The sequence below is a fragment of the Pseudomonas sp. GW821-FHT09H03 genome, from assembly GCF_059415945.1.
In genome coordinates, this window is record NZ_JBWKOF010000018.1 from 1 (window position 1) to 17,021 (window position 17,021).

12 protein-coding genes are annotated in these 17,021 nt (G+C 57.9%); 9 read left to right on the top strand and 3 right to left on the bottom strand.

Annotated features, from left to right (window positions below):
• Nucleotides 1–352: 352 nt before the first annotated feature.
• Complete coding sequence (locus AC07OG_RS22265; protein WP_495068116.1) at nucleotides 353–1,261, top strand: DKNYY domain-containing protein; 909 nt, start codon at nucleotides 353–355, stop codon at nucleotides 1,259–1,261.
• A 701-nt stretch (nucleotides 1,262–1,962) separates the two neighbouring features.
• On the opposite strand, the gene AC07OG_RS22270 is transcribed toward AC07OG_RS22265, so the two are convergent.
• Nucleotides 1,963–3,546 carry a peptide chain release factor 3 gene (locus tag AC07OG_RS22270; protein WP_060541686.1) on the bottom strand — a complete coding sequence of 528 codons (1,584 nt, stop codon included), beginning with the start codon at nucleotides 3,544–3,546 and terminating at the stop codon, nucleotides 1,963–1,965.
• 553 nt (nucleotides 3,547–4,099) lie between these two features.
• Between AC07OG_RS22270 and AC07OG_RS22275 the strand changes: the two genes are divergently transcribed.
• The 5 genes from AC07OG_RS22275 (at nucleotide 4,100) to AC07OG_RS22295 (ending at nucleotide 9,174) form a co-directional block, all read left to right on the top strand.
• Nucleotides 4,100–4,816, top strand: a complete 717-nt coding sequence (locus AC07OG_RS22275; RefSeq protein WP_495068117.1) for an ABC transporter permease — start codon at nucleotides 4,100–4,102, stop codon at nucleotides 4,814–4,816.
• Between the two features lie 20 nt (nucleotides 4,817–4,836).
• On the top strand, nucleotides 4,837–5,730 hold the full coding sequence (locus AC07OG_RS22280) for a glycine betaine ABC transporter substrate-binding protein (protein ID WP_495068118.1): 894 nt from the start codon (nucleotides 4,837–4,839) through the stop codon (nucleotides 5,728–5,730).
• 12 nt (nucleotides 5,731–5,742) lie between these two features.
• Nucleotides 5,743–6,396, top strand: coding sequence for an ABC transporter permease (locus tag AC07OG_RS22285; RefSeq protein ID WP_495068119.1), 654 nt, complete (start codon nucleotides 5,743–5,745; stop codon nucleotides 6,394–6,396).
• On the top strand, nucleotides 6,393–7,550 hold the full coding sequence (locus AC07OG_RS22290) for an osmoprotectant ABC transporter ATP-binding protein OsmV (protein ID WP_060541682.1): 1,158 nt from the start codon (nucleotides 6,393–6,395) through the stop codon (nucleotides 7,548–7,550). Before AC07OG_RS22285 ends, AC07OG_RS22290 begins: the two co-directional genes overlap by 4 nt.
• A gap of 460 nt (nucleotides 7,551–8,010) precedes the next feature.
• The gene (locus tag AC07OG_RS22295) at nucleotides 8,011–9,174 is read left to right on the top strand and encodes a type III PLP-dependent enzyme (protein WP_060541221.1); all 1,164 of its coding nucleotides are present in this window, start codon (nucleotides 8,011–8,013) and stop codon (nucleotides 9,172–9,174) included.
• 129 nt (nucleotides 9,175–9,303) lie between these two features.
• Here AC07OG_RS22295 and AC07OG_RS22300 read toward each other — a convergent pair whose 3' ends face one another.
• Together AC07OG_RS22300 and AC07OG_RS22305 are read right to left on the bottom strand one after the other, a co-directional pair.
• Complete coding sequence (locus AC07OG_RS22300; RefSeq protein ID WP_495068120.1) at nucleotides 9,304–10,071, bottom strand: tetratricopeptide repeat protein; 768 nt, start codon at nucleotides 10,069–10,071, stop codon at nucleotides 9,304–9,306.
• Complete coding sequence (locus AC07OG_RS22305; protein ID WP_495068121.1) at nucleotides 10,068–10,748, bottom strand: Fe2+-dependent dioxygenase; 681 nt, start codon at nucleotides 10,746–10,748, stop codon at nucleotides 10,068–10,070. The genes AC07OG_RS22300 and AC07OG_RS22305 overlap by 4 nt, the downstream gene beginning before the upstream one ends.
• Nucleotides 10,749–10,955: 207 nt before the next feature.
• Between AC07OG_RS22305 and AC07OG_RS22310 the strand changes: the two genes are divergently transcribed.
• From AC07OG_RS22310 to AC07OG_RS22320, 3 genes are all read left to right on the top strand, one after another.
• Complete coding sequence (locus AC07OG_RS22310) at nucleotides 10,956–13,274, top strand: TonB-dependent receptor (protein WP_495068122.1); 2,319 nt, start codon at nucleotides 10,956–10,958, stop codon at nucleotides 13,272–13,274.
• 225 nt (nucleotides 13,275–13,499) lie between these two features.
• Nucleotides 13,500–16,028 carry a PepSY domain-containing protein gene (locus tag AC07OG_RS22315; RefSeq protein WP_495068123.1) on the top strand — a complete coding sequence of 843 codons (2,529 nt, stop codon included), beginning with the start codon at nucleotides 13,500–13,502 and terminating at the stop codon, nucleotides 16,026–16,028.
• Nucleotides 16,029–16,568: 540 nt separating this feature from the next.
• Nucleotides 16,569–16,934 carry an endonuclease domain-containing protein gene (locus AC07OG_RS22320; protein ID WP_495068124.1) on the top strand — a complete coding sequence of 122 codons (366 nt, stop codon included), beginning with the start codon at nucleotides 16,569–16,571 and terminating at the stop codon, nucleotides 16,932–16,934.
• The last annotated feature ends 87 nt before the right edge of the window (nucleotides 16,935–17,021 follow it).

Sequence of the window (17,021 nt, forward strand, 5' to 3'; positions counted from 1 at the left end):
GAAAACATCGAATGGATATTGTTCGGTGAAGCCTGAGCATTTCTGATCCGATGATCAGTCGAGGCGCTCGGCGGTTGATCGGTAGCAAGAGCCTGACAAATTAACGCCAATTCGGGCAACCACAAGAGCAGCGCATGACCAAGTTTGAGGCAGACCCAAGTGAACCACTACAGGAGTTCCTATGCTCAGACCTCGGCACGAAAAGGAAAACGCGAAATCGAGACTCGACACGATCCGACATTTCATAAAGGCGAAATGACATCGACATTGAACGTCTGGCGTAGCCATAGTCGCTTCTTGCGCGCCAATCGGATTACCGTCCTGGAGGAAAGTATCGAATGGAGATTGTTTGGTGAAACTTAAAAATTTGCTGCTGTGCATTTGCGGCGGAGCGTTGGCAGGATGCAGCGATCCCTACCTTATTCCCCCTGATCCTAATGACTGGGAGCGTTACGACCGTAAAGTCTGCTACGAATACACTAATGGCTCACGGGGTAAATGCACTCCTGATTTGCGGCCCGTTTTTAGTAAGTACGTTGTGAAGCGGGGACAGGTCTATTGGATGGAAAAAACGACGAAGACCACGAGCTGTTATGTGGGTGCGATGACAGCGTTTATCGACGCTGGTATGTGGAGATGCCTCAGATTAGCGACAGACGGCACTGAATTAATCGAAACACGCGAACTTTTAAAGGCTGCAGCATATTCACCTGCATTCCAAGGTCTGGTGAACCCGATGTATACGCTAGATGATTGGCAGTCTGATCAATTTGCGTATTACGCAAAAGATAAAAAATCTGTTTACTTCAAAAATAAAAAAATCAAAGGTGCCGACCCTAATGCATTTTCGATTATTTTTCCATTTGGTAATGATGAAACGTGGAAAGAAATCACCATATCGCAGAGTGCAGGGATTTTATTTTTTAGATGGGAGCCTATCGGGAACATTGAGCCAAACAAATTACGTATATTTAGTCCGGTTAAATGTCCGGAAAAAGGAATAAGCTGTGCACCTAAACTTGACAAGTCCAAAAATGGTAGCTTGCACCATGGAATAATTGGATCGATAGGTGACGATATTTTTGTTTTGCATGAAAATGGAGTGGCTCGTTTTCCTGGCAAAGCATCGCTGGATGCATTTATATTCAGGGGCAAATATCAAACTTACCTTTACTCCCACAACAAATTTTATCAGTTAAATTCCGAGCGGGACAAGCTACTTCAAATGAATGTCGAATTTTACGAACGCTACGACCGCTGACTATTAATTATTCAGATCGCTAATCCAACAACTGCAAGGAGCAAAAAAATGACCAAACTTAAAACCAGGCAAAATCAACGTAGAGTTTGAGGCAGTCCCACAAGGAGCTGAAACGGCATCAAGCGATGGCTATGTTCTGGTAGAACACGAAGGTAACTTCGTTGGCGCCAAGGTGTCTGGCGGCGTGGTGGAAAAGGTAGGGGGTGGCGTGAAATTTAATCGCCCGGACGGGGCAATAGTGTTCCTGCATGAGGCGGGGGATATCACGATCGAGAATATCGCCCCTAAATCAGTAGGGATCGAAGAGCTACTCGAATTTGGAATCCTTCGCGATACGAACCGTGGATCAGTTGCGTATTTATCGCGTGGAGTATTTTGGCGGGGGACATGTGGAGGTGACGTATTCACAGGAGGGCCAGATGACAGGTCTCGTAGGTCACAATATCCTGCAGTCCATCAGCAAGGACAATGAGATCCTGGTTCACAAACGTGATCCGTCCTGCGGTCAGGTGCATTGATTCGAGTCGCGAGCTTGCTACGGGCAGCATCGCGAAGATGGTCATCAACGGTAACGCGGGCATTCTGAATTAACACGGTGAGTCTGAATTTTTCGCGAGCATGCTCGCTCCTACAGAGAATAGTATCGGCTACAAAAAACCCCGAAGCTTTCGCAACGGGGTTTCGGGTATCGCGGCTAACGCTTAGTGATGCTCACGCGTCGCACGGAATTTCACGTCCGGCCAGCGCTCTTCCATCAGCGCCAGATTGACCCGCGTAGGCGCCAGGTAAGTCAGGTGGCCGCCGCCGTCCAGCGCGAGGTTTTCCACGGCCTTGTTGGAGAATTCCTCAAGCTTCTTCTTGTCGCTGCATTCGATCCAGCGCGCAGAGTAGACAGTGATCGGCTCGTAGGAGCATTCGACCTTGTATTCCTCTTTCAGGCGGCTGGCGACCACATCGAACTGCAGCACACCGACGGCGCCGAGGATGATGTCGTTGCTGCGCTCGGGGAAGAACACCTGGGTCGCGCCTTCTTCGGCCAACTGCTGCAGGCCCTGGCGCAGTTGCTTGGATTTCAGCGGGTCCTTCAGGCGCACGCGGCGGAACAATTCCGGGGCGAAGTGCGGGATGCCGGTGAAGCCCAGGACTTCGCCTTCGCTGAAGGTGTCGCCGATCTGGATGGTGCCATGGTTGTGCAGACCGATGATGTCGCCGGCAAACGCCTCTTCCAGTTGCTCACGCTCGGAGGAGAAGAAGGTCAGGGCATCGCCGATGCGTACGTCCTTGCCGGTGCGCACGTGGCGCATCTTCATGCCTTTTTCGTACTTGCCGGAGCAGATACGCATGAAGGCGATACGGTCGCGGTGCTTGGGGTCCATGTTTGCCTGGATCTTGAAGATGAAGCCCGAGAACTTCTCTTCCACCGGCTCCACGGTGCGCTCGTTGGCCACACGGGCCAGCGGGCGCGGCGCCCAATCAACGACGGCGTCGAGGACGTGGTCGACACCGAAGTTGCCCAGAGCGGTACCGAAGAACACCGGGGTCAGTTGGCCATCGAGGAATTCCTGCTGGTTGAACTCGTGGCAGGCACCCTGCACCAGTTCCAGCTGTTCGATGAAGCGCTCGTACTCGTCGCCCAGGTGGGCGCGGGCTTCATCGGAATCAAGCTTCTCGATGATTTTGGTTTCGGTGCGCTCGTGGCCGTGACCGGCGGTGTACACGATGATGTAGTCGTCGGCGAGGTGATACACGCCTTTGAAATCGCGGTAGCAACCGATCGGCCAGGTGATCGGCGCTGCCTTGATCTTCAGGACCGCTTCGATTTCATCGAGCAGCTCGATCGGGTCGCGGATGTCACGGTCGAGTTTGTTGATGAAGCTGACGATCGGCGTATCACGCAGACGGCAAACGTCCATCAGGGCGATGGTCCGTGGCTCTACACCCTTACCGCCGTCGAGAACCATCAATGCCGAGTCCACTGCCGTCAGGGTGCGGTAGGTATCTTCGGAGAAGTCTTCGTGGCCCGGGGTGTCGAGCAGGTTGATCATGTGTTCGCGATACGGGAACTGCATGACCGACGTGGTAATGGAAATACCACGCTGCTTTTCCATTTCCATCCAGTCGGAGGTGGCATGGCGGTCGGACTTACGAGATTTCACCGTACCGGCAACCGCAATCGCCTTGCCCATCAGCAAGAGCTTCTCGGTGATGGTGGTCTTACCGGCATCGGGGTGGGAAATAATGGCGAAAGTGCGGCGTTTCGCGACTTCGGCGGCCTGTTTGGTCATGGGAAATCGCCTGGCAGGTGATTCAAAAAAGGGCGGCGAGTATAGCGCAAAGGGACCGCCCCGGACCACCGCGGCGACCAACAGAGCCCCTTGCAGGAGCTGGCTTACTGGCGATGGCACCATCTCGGTGTAACTGACAGACCGCGGGGATGCCATCGCCAGCAAGCCGGCTCCTACGGGTATGCGAGTGGTCATTAAGGGTGGCCAAAGGCTGCAAATTATGGAACCTTTTAAAAGGTGGAGGCGTCCACTCCCCTGCTACGACCACTCGTCGGGGGCCTGAAACACCCGCAATTCAGCCTGACGAGGCTGTGCTCATGGCTCAAAAAGCCGTGCGCTCTCCCCCTGTAGGAGCGAGCACGCTCGCGATGGACGCCAACGATAACGCTGGGTACCTGAAGGTACGCGTTGTCCGGACGTTTTTGCGAGCATGCTCGCTCCTACAGTGGAATGCGCTCGGCATGAGCTGCTTATCGCGATCACTTTTTCGGCAGCCAGGCATGGCGTTGCCACACGAGAAAGTGTTCGCCGACTGAAAAAAAGGAGTCCGCCTGTGGCTATCCACTATGGCAAAGGGCTGATAGGAGGCGCGCTGGTAATCGCCCTTCTGGCCCTGCTGATCAACTGGATCGGCATCAACACGATCGAACACTACCGCGAAGATTTATTGTTTTACCTGCAAGCTCATTTGATTCTCGTCCTCGCGTCCATGCTGGCCGCCCTCGTCGTGGGCATTCCTGCCGGTATCCTCCTCAGCCGCCCGACCATGGTCGGCCGCGCCGAACGCTTCATGCAGTTCTTCAACATCGGCAACACCGTGCCGCCTCTCGCCGTACTGGCCATTGCCTTGGGCATCCTCGGCATTGGCAGCGGTCCGGCAATTTTCGCCCTGTTCCTGGCCTCCCTGCTGCCCATCGTGCGCAACACCTATGAAGGCTTGAAAAACGTCCAGGGTTCGCTCAAGGAAGCCGCCGTCGGCATCGGCATGACCCCACGCCAGGTGCTGTGGAAAGTCGAATTGCCCAACGCCGTGCCGATCATCATCGGTGGCGTGCGCGTGGCGCTGGCGATCAATGTCGGGACGGCGCCGCTGGCGTTCCTGATCGGTGCCAACAGCCTGGGCAGCCTGATCTTCCCCGGCATCGCCCTGAACAATCAGCCGCAATTGCTGCTCGGCGCGGCCTGTACCGCCCTGCTTGCACTGCTGCTCGACGGTCTGGTGACACTTGCCAGCCGAGTCTGGCTCGAACGCGGCTTGCGCCCGTCTTAAGCCTCGGCAAAGGAATCATCATGAAAACATCAAGCTTTTTACTAGGCTGCGTTCTGCTGTTCGCAGGATTTGCCCAAGCCGCGGAAAAACCGGTGATCCGCATCGGCGCCCGGGTGTTCACCGAACAAACCCTGCTCGCGGAAATCACCGCTCAATACCTGCGTACCAAAGGCTACGACGCCCAGATCACTGGTGGACTGGGCAGTAACCTGGCCCGCAGCGCACAGGAAAGCGGACAACTGGACATGATCTGGGAGTACACCGGCACATCGCTGGTTTCCTATAACCACGTCACCGAAAAACTCGACAGCCAGCAGTCACTGGCACGAGTCACCGAGCTGGATGCGAAGAAAGGCCTGACCTGGCTCCCACCGTCGAAATTCAGCAACACCTACGCCTTGGCACTGCCGGAAAAAATCGCGGCCCAGTACCCGCAGATCCACACCATCAGTGACCTTGACCGGGCCTTGCGCGACGAAGCCAAGAACAATCCGCTGGTGGCGCTGGACACCGAGTTCGCCAACCGCTCCGACGGCCTGGCCGGCATGGTCAAGCTCTACGACATGGACCTGACCCGCCGCAACATCCGTCAAATGGACGCGGGTCTGGTCTACACCGCCCTGCGCAATGGCCAGGTGTTTGCCGGTCTGGTCTACACAACCGACGGACGCTTGAACGCCTTCAAGCTCAAGTTGCTGGAAGACGACAAACACTACTTCCCCGACTACACCGCCGCACCGGTGGTGCGTCAGGAGTATCTCGACGCGCACCCGCAACTGGCCGCGCAACTCAAGCCGCTGGCCGACCTTTTCGATGACGAAACCATGCGCCGGCTCAATGCGCGGGTCGATGTCGATCACCAAAGCCCTTCATCCGTTGCCGCCGATTTCCTGCGCCAACACCCACTGAACTGAGAAGGAGACGACATGGATTTTCTCAATGCCTTTTCCCATCTCGACTGGGCGCAAGTGCTTCACCTGACCTGGCAGCACATCACGCTGGTCGGGGTCGCCGTGACCCTGGCGATTCTGGTTGGCGTGCCGCTGGGCATCCTGATGACCCGCTTCCCGAGCCTCGCCGGTCCGTTGCAAGCCAGCGCCACCGTATTGCTGACCGTGCCGTCGATTGCCCTGTTCGGCCTGCTACTGCCGTTCTACTCCAAGTTCGGCCAGGGTCTGGGGCCGATGCCGGCGATTACCGCGGTGTTCCTGTACTCGCTGCTGCCGATCATGCGTAACACCTACCTGGCGCTGACCAACGTCGAGCCAGGTATTCGCGAAGCCGCACGCGGCATCGGCATGACCTTCGGCCAGCGCCTGCGCATGGTCGAACTGCCCATCGCCGTACCGGTAATCCTCGCCGGCGTGCGTACCGCCGTGGTCATGAACATCGGTGTCATGACCATCGCCGCGACCATTGGCGCCGGCGGCCTCGGTGTACTCATTCTCGCTTCCATCAGCCGCAGCGACATGTCGATGCTGATCGTCGGCGCGGTGCTGGTCAGTCTGCTGGCCATCTTCGCCGACCTGCTTCTGCAATGGCTGCAACGCTCGCTGACTCCAAAAGGACTGCTCAAATGATCGAACTTCAAAACCTCAGCAAGACCTTCCAAAGCAACGGCAAAGACGTGAAAGCCGTGGACTCGGTGAGCCTGACCGTCAATGAAGGCGAAATCTGCGTGTTCCTCGGCCCGTCCGGTTGCGGCAAAAGCACAACGCTGAAAATGATCAACCGCCTGATCAAGCCGACCTCGGGCAAGATCCTCATCAACGGCGAAGACACCACCGGCCTCGACGAGGTGACCCTGCGCCGCAACATCGGTTATGTGATCCAGCAGATCGGTCTGTTTCCGAACATGACCATCGAGGAAAACATCGTGGTGGTGCCGAAACTGCTCGGCTGGGACAAACAGAAATGCCACGACCGCGCCCGCGAGTTGATGAGCATGATCAAGCTCGAACCCAAGCAATACCTGCATCGCTACCCACGGGAACTGTCCGGTGGCCAGCAGCAGCGCATCGGCGTGATCCGGGCGCTGGCGGCGGATGCGCCGTTGCTGCTGATGGACGAGCCGTTCGGCGCGGTCGACCCGATCAACCGCGAGATGATCCAGAACGAGTTCTTCGAGATGCAGCGCGCGCTAAACAAGACCGTGATCATGGTCAGCCACGACATAGACGAAGCCATCAAGCTGGGCGACAAGATCGCGATCTTCCGCGCCGGCAAACTGTTGCAAATCGATCATCCAGATACCCTGCTCGCGCATCCGGCGGATGAGTTTGTCAGCAACTTCGTCGGCCAGGACAGCACGCTCAAACGTCTGTTGCTGGTCAAGGCCGAAGATGCGGCAGACAACGCCCCTTCGGTCAGCCCGGAAACCCCGGTGGCCGATGCGCTGGAGTTGATGGACGAGCATGACCGGCGTTATGTGGTGGTGACCTGCGCCGAGAACAAGGCTTTGGGCTACGTGCGTCGTCGCGACTTGCACCGTCAGGCCGGCACCTGTGCTCAGTACTTGCGCGAGTTCAACGCTACGGCCGCCTATGACGAGCATCTGCGCATCCTGTTGTCGCGGATGTATGAATTCAATCGGTCGTGGCTGCCGGTGATGGATGCGGAACGGGTGTTTCTTGGGGAAGTGACCCAGGAGTCGATTGCCGAATATTTGAGCTCTGGCAAGTCACGTGGAGGCAAGACCAGTATTGTTTCGCCAGCAGAGACTGCTGTCGCCTGATCTGACGCCTTCGCGAGCAAGCCCGCTCCCACACTCAACCGAGTTAACTCATTGGAAATGTGGTCGAAATGTGGGAGCGGGCTTGCTCGCGAATGGCACACCAAAAATCCCCCTGAAACACCTCAATTCTTCCTGCAACGGGAACATCACACCGTCACACAGGTCGGTTACATCAGTACCTGTCAGGGGCCGCACGACGGAAGTGTGCAAAAACGCGACATTTTTTGTTGATCTCAAGCCCCTCACGCCCTAAAGTTCGCGCCGAACGTCCATGCTGGAAACGATCCATCCGGCTCAAGTACTGACGACGAGACAGCAAGGCCAAGGGAAAGCAGCGCTTCCCATGGCCTTTTTGCTTTCGGCGACATGCCTTGGGAAGTAGGCGAACCAAAGTGGGGATACGGAGGACGTTCATTTGCACCCATTGATTACTAACGTTTGCCAGTAGGAGCTCCCAGGTATGTCGATCCAGGTCGAAGACTATTTCGCGCGCGAAACCTTTCAGAAAATGAAGGCGTTCGCCGACAAGCAGGAAACCCCGTTCGTGGTGATCGACACCGCGATGATCAGCCAGGCCTATGACGACCTGCGCGCCGGTTTCGAATTCGCCAAGGTCTACTACGCGGTCAAGGCCAACCCGGCCGTCGAGATCATCGACCTGCTCAAAGAGAAAGGCTCGAGCTTCGACATCGCCTCGATCTACGAGCTGGACAAAGTGCTGGGCCGTGGCGTCAGCGCCGACCAGATCAGCTATGGCAACACCATCAAGAAATCCAAGGACATCCGCTACTTCTACGAGAAGGGCGTGCGTCTGTATGCCACCGACTCCGAAGCCGACCTGCGCAACATCGCCAAGGCTGCGCCGGGCTCGAAAGTCTACGTGCGTATCCTGACCGAAGGCTCGACCACCGCCGACTGGCCGTTGTCGCGCAAATTCGGCTGCCAGACCGACATGGCCATGGACCTGCTGATCCTCGCCCGCGACCTGGGCCTGGTGCCTTACGGCATCTCCTTCCACGTCGGCTCGCAACAGCGTGACATCAGCGTCTGGGACGCGGCGATCGCCAAGGTCAAAGTGATCTTCGAGCGCTTGAAAGAAGAAGACGGCATCGAACTGAAGCTGATCAACATGGGCGGTGGCTTCCCGGCCAACTACATCACCCGCACCAACAGCCTGGAAACCTACGCCGAAGAAATCATCCGCTTCCTCAAGGAAGACTTCGGCGACGACCTGCCGGAAATCATCCTGGAACCGGGCCGTTCGCTGATTGCCAACGCCGGCATCCTGGTCAGCGAAGTGGTGCTGGTCGCGCGTAAATCCCGTACCGCCGTAGAGCGTTGGGTGTACACGGATGTGGGCAAGTTCTCCGGCCTGATCGAAACCATGGACGAAGCCATCAAGTTCCCGATCTGGACCGAGAAGAAAGGCGAGATGGAAGAAGTGGTCATCGCCGGCCCAACCTGCGACAGCGCCGACATCATGTACGAGAACTACAAGTACGGCCTGCCATTGAACCTGGCCATCGGTGATCGCCTGTACTGGCTGTCGACCGGTGCGTACACCACCAGCTATAGCGCTGTTGAATTCAATGGCTTCCCGCCGCTGAAGTCGTTCTACGTGTAATTACTGCACGCAGAAATCAAAAAGCCCATGACCTGTCATGGGCTTTTTTGTCGGTGATCTGCAGGAGCCGGCTTGCTGGCGATTAACGTCTGATGAACCGCGGTGCCTGGATCGCCAGCAAGCCGGCTCCTACAGAGGTGTGAGTACCTGTTCGAGTTCGGCGAGGCGTTGGGCGTACGCAGGTGCCAACGCGCGAATCTGCGGATCGGTTGCGTCCAACAATGCTTTGCTCGCGACCCGCAGGAAATTCAGATTGCCGCCGGTCAGCGCCCTGCGCAGCCATTGCAATGCCTCGTCGATATTCCCCTGATCCGCCAGCACTGCTGCATGGCTGAACTGCCCGCGAAAGTCCCCACCCTCAGCCGAACGCCCATACCAACCGTGCGCCGCTGGCAGGTCTTTCGGGCAGACCAGCCCTTCTTCCAGGTAGCGCCCCAGCAGATTCATCGATTTCGCGTGGCCCAGTTCAGCCGCGCGGCGATAGAGATTCAGCGCTTGCCGCTGATTCTCAGCCACCCCGCGCCCGGTCGCCAGCAAGTTGGCGTAGTTGTACATCGCCCAATCCAGGCCGGCCTCGGCGGCGATCCGATAATGCCCCGCAGCGATGGCAGCATCGGCCTCACAGCCCCAGCCATGTTCATGACAACGACCGAGCATGTTGCGCGCCATCATGTGCCCACGCCGGGCGGCGATCCCGAACCAGCGCAGCGCCAGCGGCTGATCCTGCTCGATGCCCTGTCCGTCCAGCAGGATTTGCCCTAGCAGCGCCTGAGCATCGAGTACCCCTTCGCCGGCCGCAATCAGCACCGCCTGGGCCGCGCGTGCGGGACTCTCTTGCAGCATGGCTTTTAGCTGGTCACCGCTGAGCACTTCTTCGCGTCGCAGTTGAAAACTCATACCTCGACCCAACGCCGCAGCAAGTTGTGATACGTCCCCGTCAGGCGGATCAGCGAAGGGTGATCAGGCATGTCCTGGGTCAGCTGCTGAATCGCCCCATCCATCTCGAACAGCAAGGCGCGCTGGCTATCTTCGCGCACCAGGCTCTGGGTCCAGAAAAACGAGGCGTAGCGCGTGCCGCGAGTGACCGCGTTGACCTTGTGCAGACTGGTCCCGGGATACAACACCATGTCACCGGCGGGCAGCTTTACCTGTTGCGTGCCGTAGGTGTCCTGGATTACCAGCTCACCGCCGTCGTAATCCTGCGGCTCACTGAAAAACAGTGTGGCCGACAGGTCAGTGCGCACTCGCTCGATGCCGCCCTTGGGCTGGCGCACTGCGTTGTCGACATGAAAGTCGAAACTGCCACCGGCGGTGTAACAGTTCAGCAGTGGTGGAAAGACTTTGTGCGGCAGTGCGGCCGACATGAACAGCGGGTTTTTCCACAACCGCTCCAGCATCGCCGCGCCGATTTCCTTGGCCAGAGGATGACCTTCCGGTAATTGCAGGTTGTGCTTGGCCTTGGCCGACTGGAAGCCGGCGGTGATCTTGCCGTCCGCCCAGTCGGCCTGTTCCAGCGCTTCACGAATGCGCCGCACTTCTTCTTTTTCGAACAAGCCGGGAATGTGCAGCAGCATGGCAGAGACACCTGAAGGCAAAGGGATGGCAATGGTATTGATTCTTATTGCCTGTGTAAAACCCGACAGACGAATGAGTCAGCAAAAACCGTAAGGTTAAATTGTAAAGAATGTAAATTAAGTGCGAATAACAATATTTCGCAATTGATACAAATACCTGTTTACCCTATATTCCGCGGCCTCAAATCCTTGGGGAGGGGAATTCAAATGTCACGTCAACAACCACAATTACCGGTCAGTTCGCCACGTTTGCTCGCATCGGCCATTGGCATGGCGATTACTGCCGGCTCTGCGGGTCACATGGTTTTCGCGGCGGAAAAAGCCGACGAAAAAGCTCCGGGCAATGTGATTTCACTGGGTGCGACCGCCATCACCGGCGAAGCCCAGGACGAGACTTCCTATAACGTGGAGAAAGCCTCCTCGCCCAAGTACACCGCGCCACTGGTGGACACACCGCGTTCGATCACGGTGATTCCACAGCAAGTCCTCAAGGACACTGGCGCCCTGAACATGCAGGATGCCCTGCGCACCGTTCCCGGCATTACCTTCGGCGCCGGCGAAGGCGGCAACCCACAAGGCGACCGTCCGTTCATTCGCGGCTTCGATGCCCAGGGTGATACCTACCTGGACGGCGTGCGCGATACCGGTTCGCAAAGCCGCGAGATCTTCGCCGTCGAATCGATCGAAGTCAGCAAAGGCCCGAACTCAGCCATTGGCGGGCGCGGCGCGGCCGGCGGCAGCATCAACCTGGTGAGCAAAAAAGCCCACCTGGGCGACTCGTTCGACGGTGGTTTTACCTGGGGTTCGGATCAGACCCAGCGTTACACAATGGACGGCAACTATCAGCTCAATGACACCACCGCCGGCCGTCTGAACCTGATGAGCCACGAGAGCAACGTCGCCGGTCGTGACAGCGTCGATTACGACCGCTGGGGCGTGGCACCGTCGCTGGCCTTCGGCCTGGGCACCGACACCCGCGTCAACCTCGACTACTACCACCTCGAAAGCAACGACACGCCGGACTCGGGTATTCCTTACTCGATCCCGGCCGCAGGCTCCGCTGCCCGTACCAAGGGCAACCCGGACAAGCCGAACGATGGTGGCGACAGCAGCAACTTCTATGGCCTGACCGATCGTGACTTTCGCAAGACCCGCACCGACACCGCGACCTTCGCCGTCGAGCATGATCTGAGCGATGCGCTGACCGTCAAGAACACCCTGCGTCACGGCAGCAGCATGCAGGATTACATCCTGACCCAGCCGGACGACAGCAAGGGCAACGTCAACAATGGCAGCGTCTGGCGTCGGGCCAACACCCGCGTCAGCAATACCGAAACCACAACCAACCAGACCGACCTGTTTGGTGATATCTACATCGCCGGCTTCAAGAACAGCTTCGCCACCGGTATCGAGTACACCCATGAGGAAAGTGAAAAGTCCTCGTACAACGTCAACACCGATACCACACCGGGAACTGCGGCAGCGACCACCAACTGCTCGCCTGCACTGATCGGCACGCCAAGCGGCTACAACTGCACCTCGCTGTCCAATCCGACGCCGAACGACCCATGGAACGGTGCGATCTCGCGTAACTACGCCGGCACCGACACCAACGCCGATACCTATGCGCTGTATGTGTTCGACACCCTGGAGTTGTCCGAGCAGTGGCTGGTGAACATGGGGCTGCGCTACGACCATTTCGACACTGACTACAAAACGTTCAACGCTTCCGGCACCACCACCGCCAAGGGCGATGACGTCAGTGAGTTCGTCACCGGCCAGTTCGGTGTGGTTTACAAGCCGGCCGAGAACGGCAGCATTTATGCCTCCTACGCAACTTCCGCCACACCACCGGGCAACACCCTCGGTGAAGGTTCGGAAGGCAACCCTTTGGGTGGCACGCCTGATCGCAGCGGCAACCTGCTGAGCAGCGACATGGAACCGGAAACCACCAAGAACTACGAAATCGGTACCAAGTGGGATCTGCTCGATGATCGTCTGTCCTTGACCGCCGACATCTTCCGCACCGAGAAAGACAACGCCCGGGTGCAGACCAACACCACCACCTACGAAAACGTCGGCAAGACCCGCGTTCAAGGTGTCGAACTGTCGGCTACCGGCAAGCTCACCGATAAATGGCAAGTGTTCGCCGGCTATGCCTTCATGGACAGCGAGCAGATCGATGGCGGCCCGCTGGGCGCGGCCAACGACGGCAATCAACTGCCCAATACGCCGGAAAACAGCGCCAGCCTGTGGACGACTTACCAAGTCACGCCGAAGCTGACCATCGGTGGCGGTGCATTCTATGTTGACGACGTGTTCGGCAGCGTGGCCAACACCACCATGGTTGAATCCTACGTTCGTTACGACGCGATGGCGGCCTACAAGCTGACCAAAAACGTCGACCTGCAACTGAACGTGCAGAACCTGACCGATGAAACCTACTACGACAAAGCGTTCTCGACTCACTTCGCCAATCAGGCGGCCGGTCGTACTGCCTTGCTGAGTACCAACTTCCACTTCTGATGCGAGTGGAGGAGTTGGCGTTGGCTGCGAGCTGTTGATTCTGTTTTTTTGGCGCATCCGAAATCGCCAGGATCAAAAGACCGCAGGCTTCGCCAGCTCCTGCAGGGACCAGGCCCCGTTCATCCAGATGAACGGGGCTTTTGTACGTAAGAAAGAATGCTTCTCGACAACTCACGGCATAATGCGCGCCGTGGTGATCCATTTCGAACGAACAAGGCGAGCGATGTGTTGAAGAAAACCCTGTTCCAGTTGCACTGGTTTTTCGGCATCAGCGCCGGGCTGGTCCTGGCCCTGATGGGCATTACCGGAGCGACGGTGTCGTTTCAGGACGAGATCCTGAGCGCACTCAATCCTTCGGTGCTACAGGTCGAAAAACAGGTAGCCGGTGTGTTGCCGCCTGCCGAACTGGTAGAGCGCATCGAAGCCGCATCCGGCAAGAAAGTCTCGATGCTGACCGTCGAAAGTGATAGCAGCGATGCGTCCCGAGTGTGGTTTACCCCGCCACCGGGTGAACGCCGAGGCGAAATGCGTTACTTCAATCCGTACACCGCCCAGTTCCTTGGCGACGCCACGGGTCAGGATTTCTTCGGCTTGATGCTGAAACTGCACCGCTTCCTGGCCATGGGCGACAGCGGCCGGCAGATCACTGGCGCATGCACGCTGATCCTGGTGTTTTTCTGCCTGTCCGGCCTCTATTTGCGCTGGCCGCGCCAGTGGAAAAGCTGGCGCGCCTGGCTGACCATGGACTGGAAGAAAAAGGGTCGAAGCTTCAACTGGGACCTGCACTCGATCGCCGGCACCTGGTGCATGGTGTTTTACCTGTTGGCGGCGCTGACCGGGCTGTCGTGGTCCTATGAGTGGTACAACAAAGGCCTGACCCGTCTGCTGTCCGATTCACCGCAGAACGAACGTGTGCGCGGCGGGCGAGGCCCTGCGCCGCAAGGTCCGGCACCGACGGCCGATTACGCGGCGATGTGGAGCAGCATCTACAGCGCTGCCGGTCCGCATCTCAGCTCCTACAACATTCGCATGCCAGCGGTGGCTGGCCAACCGGCGACCGTGTTTTACCTGCTAAAGACATCGCCCCACGACCGCGCCCTGAACCAGATCACCCTGGACCCGGCCACCGGCGTCGTCAAACGAGTGGAGCGCTACAGCGACAAGAGCTTCAAGGATCAATTGTTGACCAGTATCTACGCCCTGCACGTCGGCAGTTATTTCGGCATCGTCGGACGGATCATCCTGACGATCACCGCACTGACCATGCCGCTGTTCTTCGTCACCGGCTGGCTGCTGTACCTGGACCGTCGCCGCAAAAAACGCCAGATCAAGGCGACCCGCAACGGTCTCGTACAACCGGGCAGCGATGCCCCTGCGTGGCTGATCGGCTTCGCCAGCCAGAGCGGTTTTGCCGAGCAACTGGCATGGCAGACCGCAGGCCAGTTGCAGGCCGCAGGCTTGCCGGTGAAAGTGCAGCCACTGGCAGAGGTCAGCGAGCAGGATTTGCATGACTCCAGTAATGCGTTGTTTGTAGTCAGCACCTTCGGCGACGGCGAAGCACCGGACAGCGCCAGGGGGTTCGAGCGCAAGGTATTGAGTCGTGCGCCGAGCCTTGAGCGCCTGAACTATGCGGTTCTCGGACTGGGCGACCGGCAGTATCAACACTTCTGCGGATTCGCCAGACGCCTGCACACCTGGCTGGGTGCTCACGGCGGCAAGACCCTGTTTACCCCCGTGGAAGTCGACAGCGGCGATCCTTACGCCTTGCGTCACTGGCAGCAGCAACTGGGATTGTTGACCGGTCAGATGCCCGTGGACACCTGGCAAGCACCGAGTTATGACAATTGGACGCTGGCCCGGCGCGAGCTACTCAATCCCGACAGCAGTGGTTCGAGCGTCTACCTGGTGGGCCTTAAAGCCCCGACCAGCAGCAGCTGGCTGGCCGGCGATCTGGTGGAAGTGTTGCCACGCAATTGTCCGTGGGCGATCGAACACTTCCTCGACGGCCTGGGCATCCACGGCGAAACCCGGGTGCAGGTTGGTGGCCTGGAAGAAACCCTCGAACAGGCCCTGGCCAGCCGCCAGTTACCGGATAACCGCAGCCACCTGGTCGGCCTGCACGCACAAGCGCTGACGGACGCATTGGTACCTTTGGCCATGCGCGAGTACTCGATTGCCTCCATACCGGCCGACGGTATGCTGGAGCTGATCGTACGTCAGGAAGTGCACCCGGATGGCAGCCTCGGCGTTGGCTCCGGCTGGCTGACCGAACATGCCCCTGTGGGCAGCGCTATCAGCCTGCGCGTACGCCGCAATAGCGGTTTCCAACTGCCAGTCGAACCGGTGCCAATGATTCTGCTGGGCAACGGCACAGGGCTGGCCGGGTTGCGCAGCCTGCTCAAGGCGCGGATCGCCGATGGCCAGCAACGGCATTGGCTGCTTTTCGGCGAGCGAAATCGCGAACACGACTATTTGTGCCGCAACGAGCTGGAAGAATGGTTGATTGCCGGTGACCTGGAGCGTCTGGACCTGGCGTTCTCGCGGGATCAGGCGCAGAAAATCTATGTGCAGGATCGCCTGCGCGAATCGGCGCACGAGCTGAAAAAGTGGCTGGCGGACGGCGCGGTGATCTACATCTGTGGCAGCCTTCAGGGCATGGCCTCTGGCGTCGATCAGGTGCTCAACGAAGTGCTGGGTGCATCTGAAGTGGAGCGATTGATCGAACAGGGCCGCTATCGTCGCGACGTGTATTGAGAGTTTTTTTGCTGCGATATTTGCGGGAGCAAGGATCAGTAATCTGCCAATGGTTCAGCAGATGAGCGATGTGTTGGAGAGCATTATTGCGCAGGATTTGAGATCGCAATCCTGATCCGGCAGTGGCCCTCACCCTAACCCTCTCCCAAAGGGAGAGGGGACTGACCGTGGGTTTCTCTGGAAATACTGCGACCTGAACGAGCTGTACCGAATCCATGATCGAAAGACTGCGACCTGAACGAGCTGTACCGAATCCACGATCGAAAGACTGCGACCTGAACGAGCTGTACCGAATCCACGATCGAAAGACTGCGACCTGAACGCGCTGTACAAAATCCATTATCGAAATACTACGATCAGAAGATTTTGTAGCAAATCCATAATCGAATCGATTTCTCAGGTCGATGTAAAGCGCCAGACACCTCGGTCGGCCCCCTCTCCCTCCGGGAGAGGGCTGGGGTGAGGGCTGCATTTCCAATGCGAACGCAAAAATCCCTGACTAAAGTAAAACCTCCATCCCCCTTCACAAGGACGTGAAGCATGCCCAACCACCCCACCCTCCCCCTACGCCAATTCGCACGCCATCTACGCACCCACCAAACCGACTGCGAACACCTGCTCTGGCAAAAACTGCGTGCCCGGCAAATCGCCAATCTGAAATTCCGCCGACAGTTTCCATGTCCGCCTTATGTCCTGGATTTTTATTGCGTCGAATTGAAACTGGCCATTGAACTGGATGGCGGTCAGCACTATGAGGTGGCGGGAAGAATCCATGATCTGCGTCGAACCAAGTACCTGCAGGAGCAAGGGATCAGGGTTGTGCGGTTCAGTAATCTGGAGGTGATTCAGCAGATGAGCGATGTGCTGGAGTGCATTATTCGGACTGCGCAGGACTTGAGACCGTGATCCTGATCCGGCAAAGGCCCTCACCCTAACCCTCTCCCACTGGGAGAGGGGACTGACCGTGGGCTTCTCTGGAAATACTGCGACCTG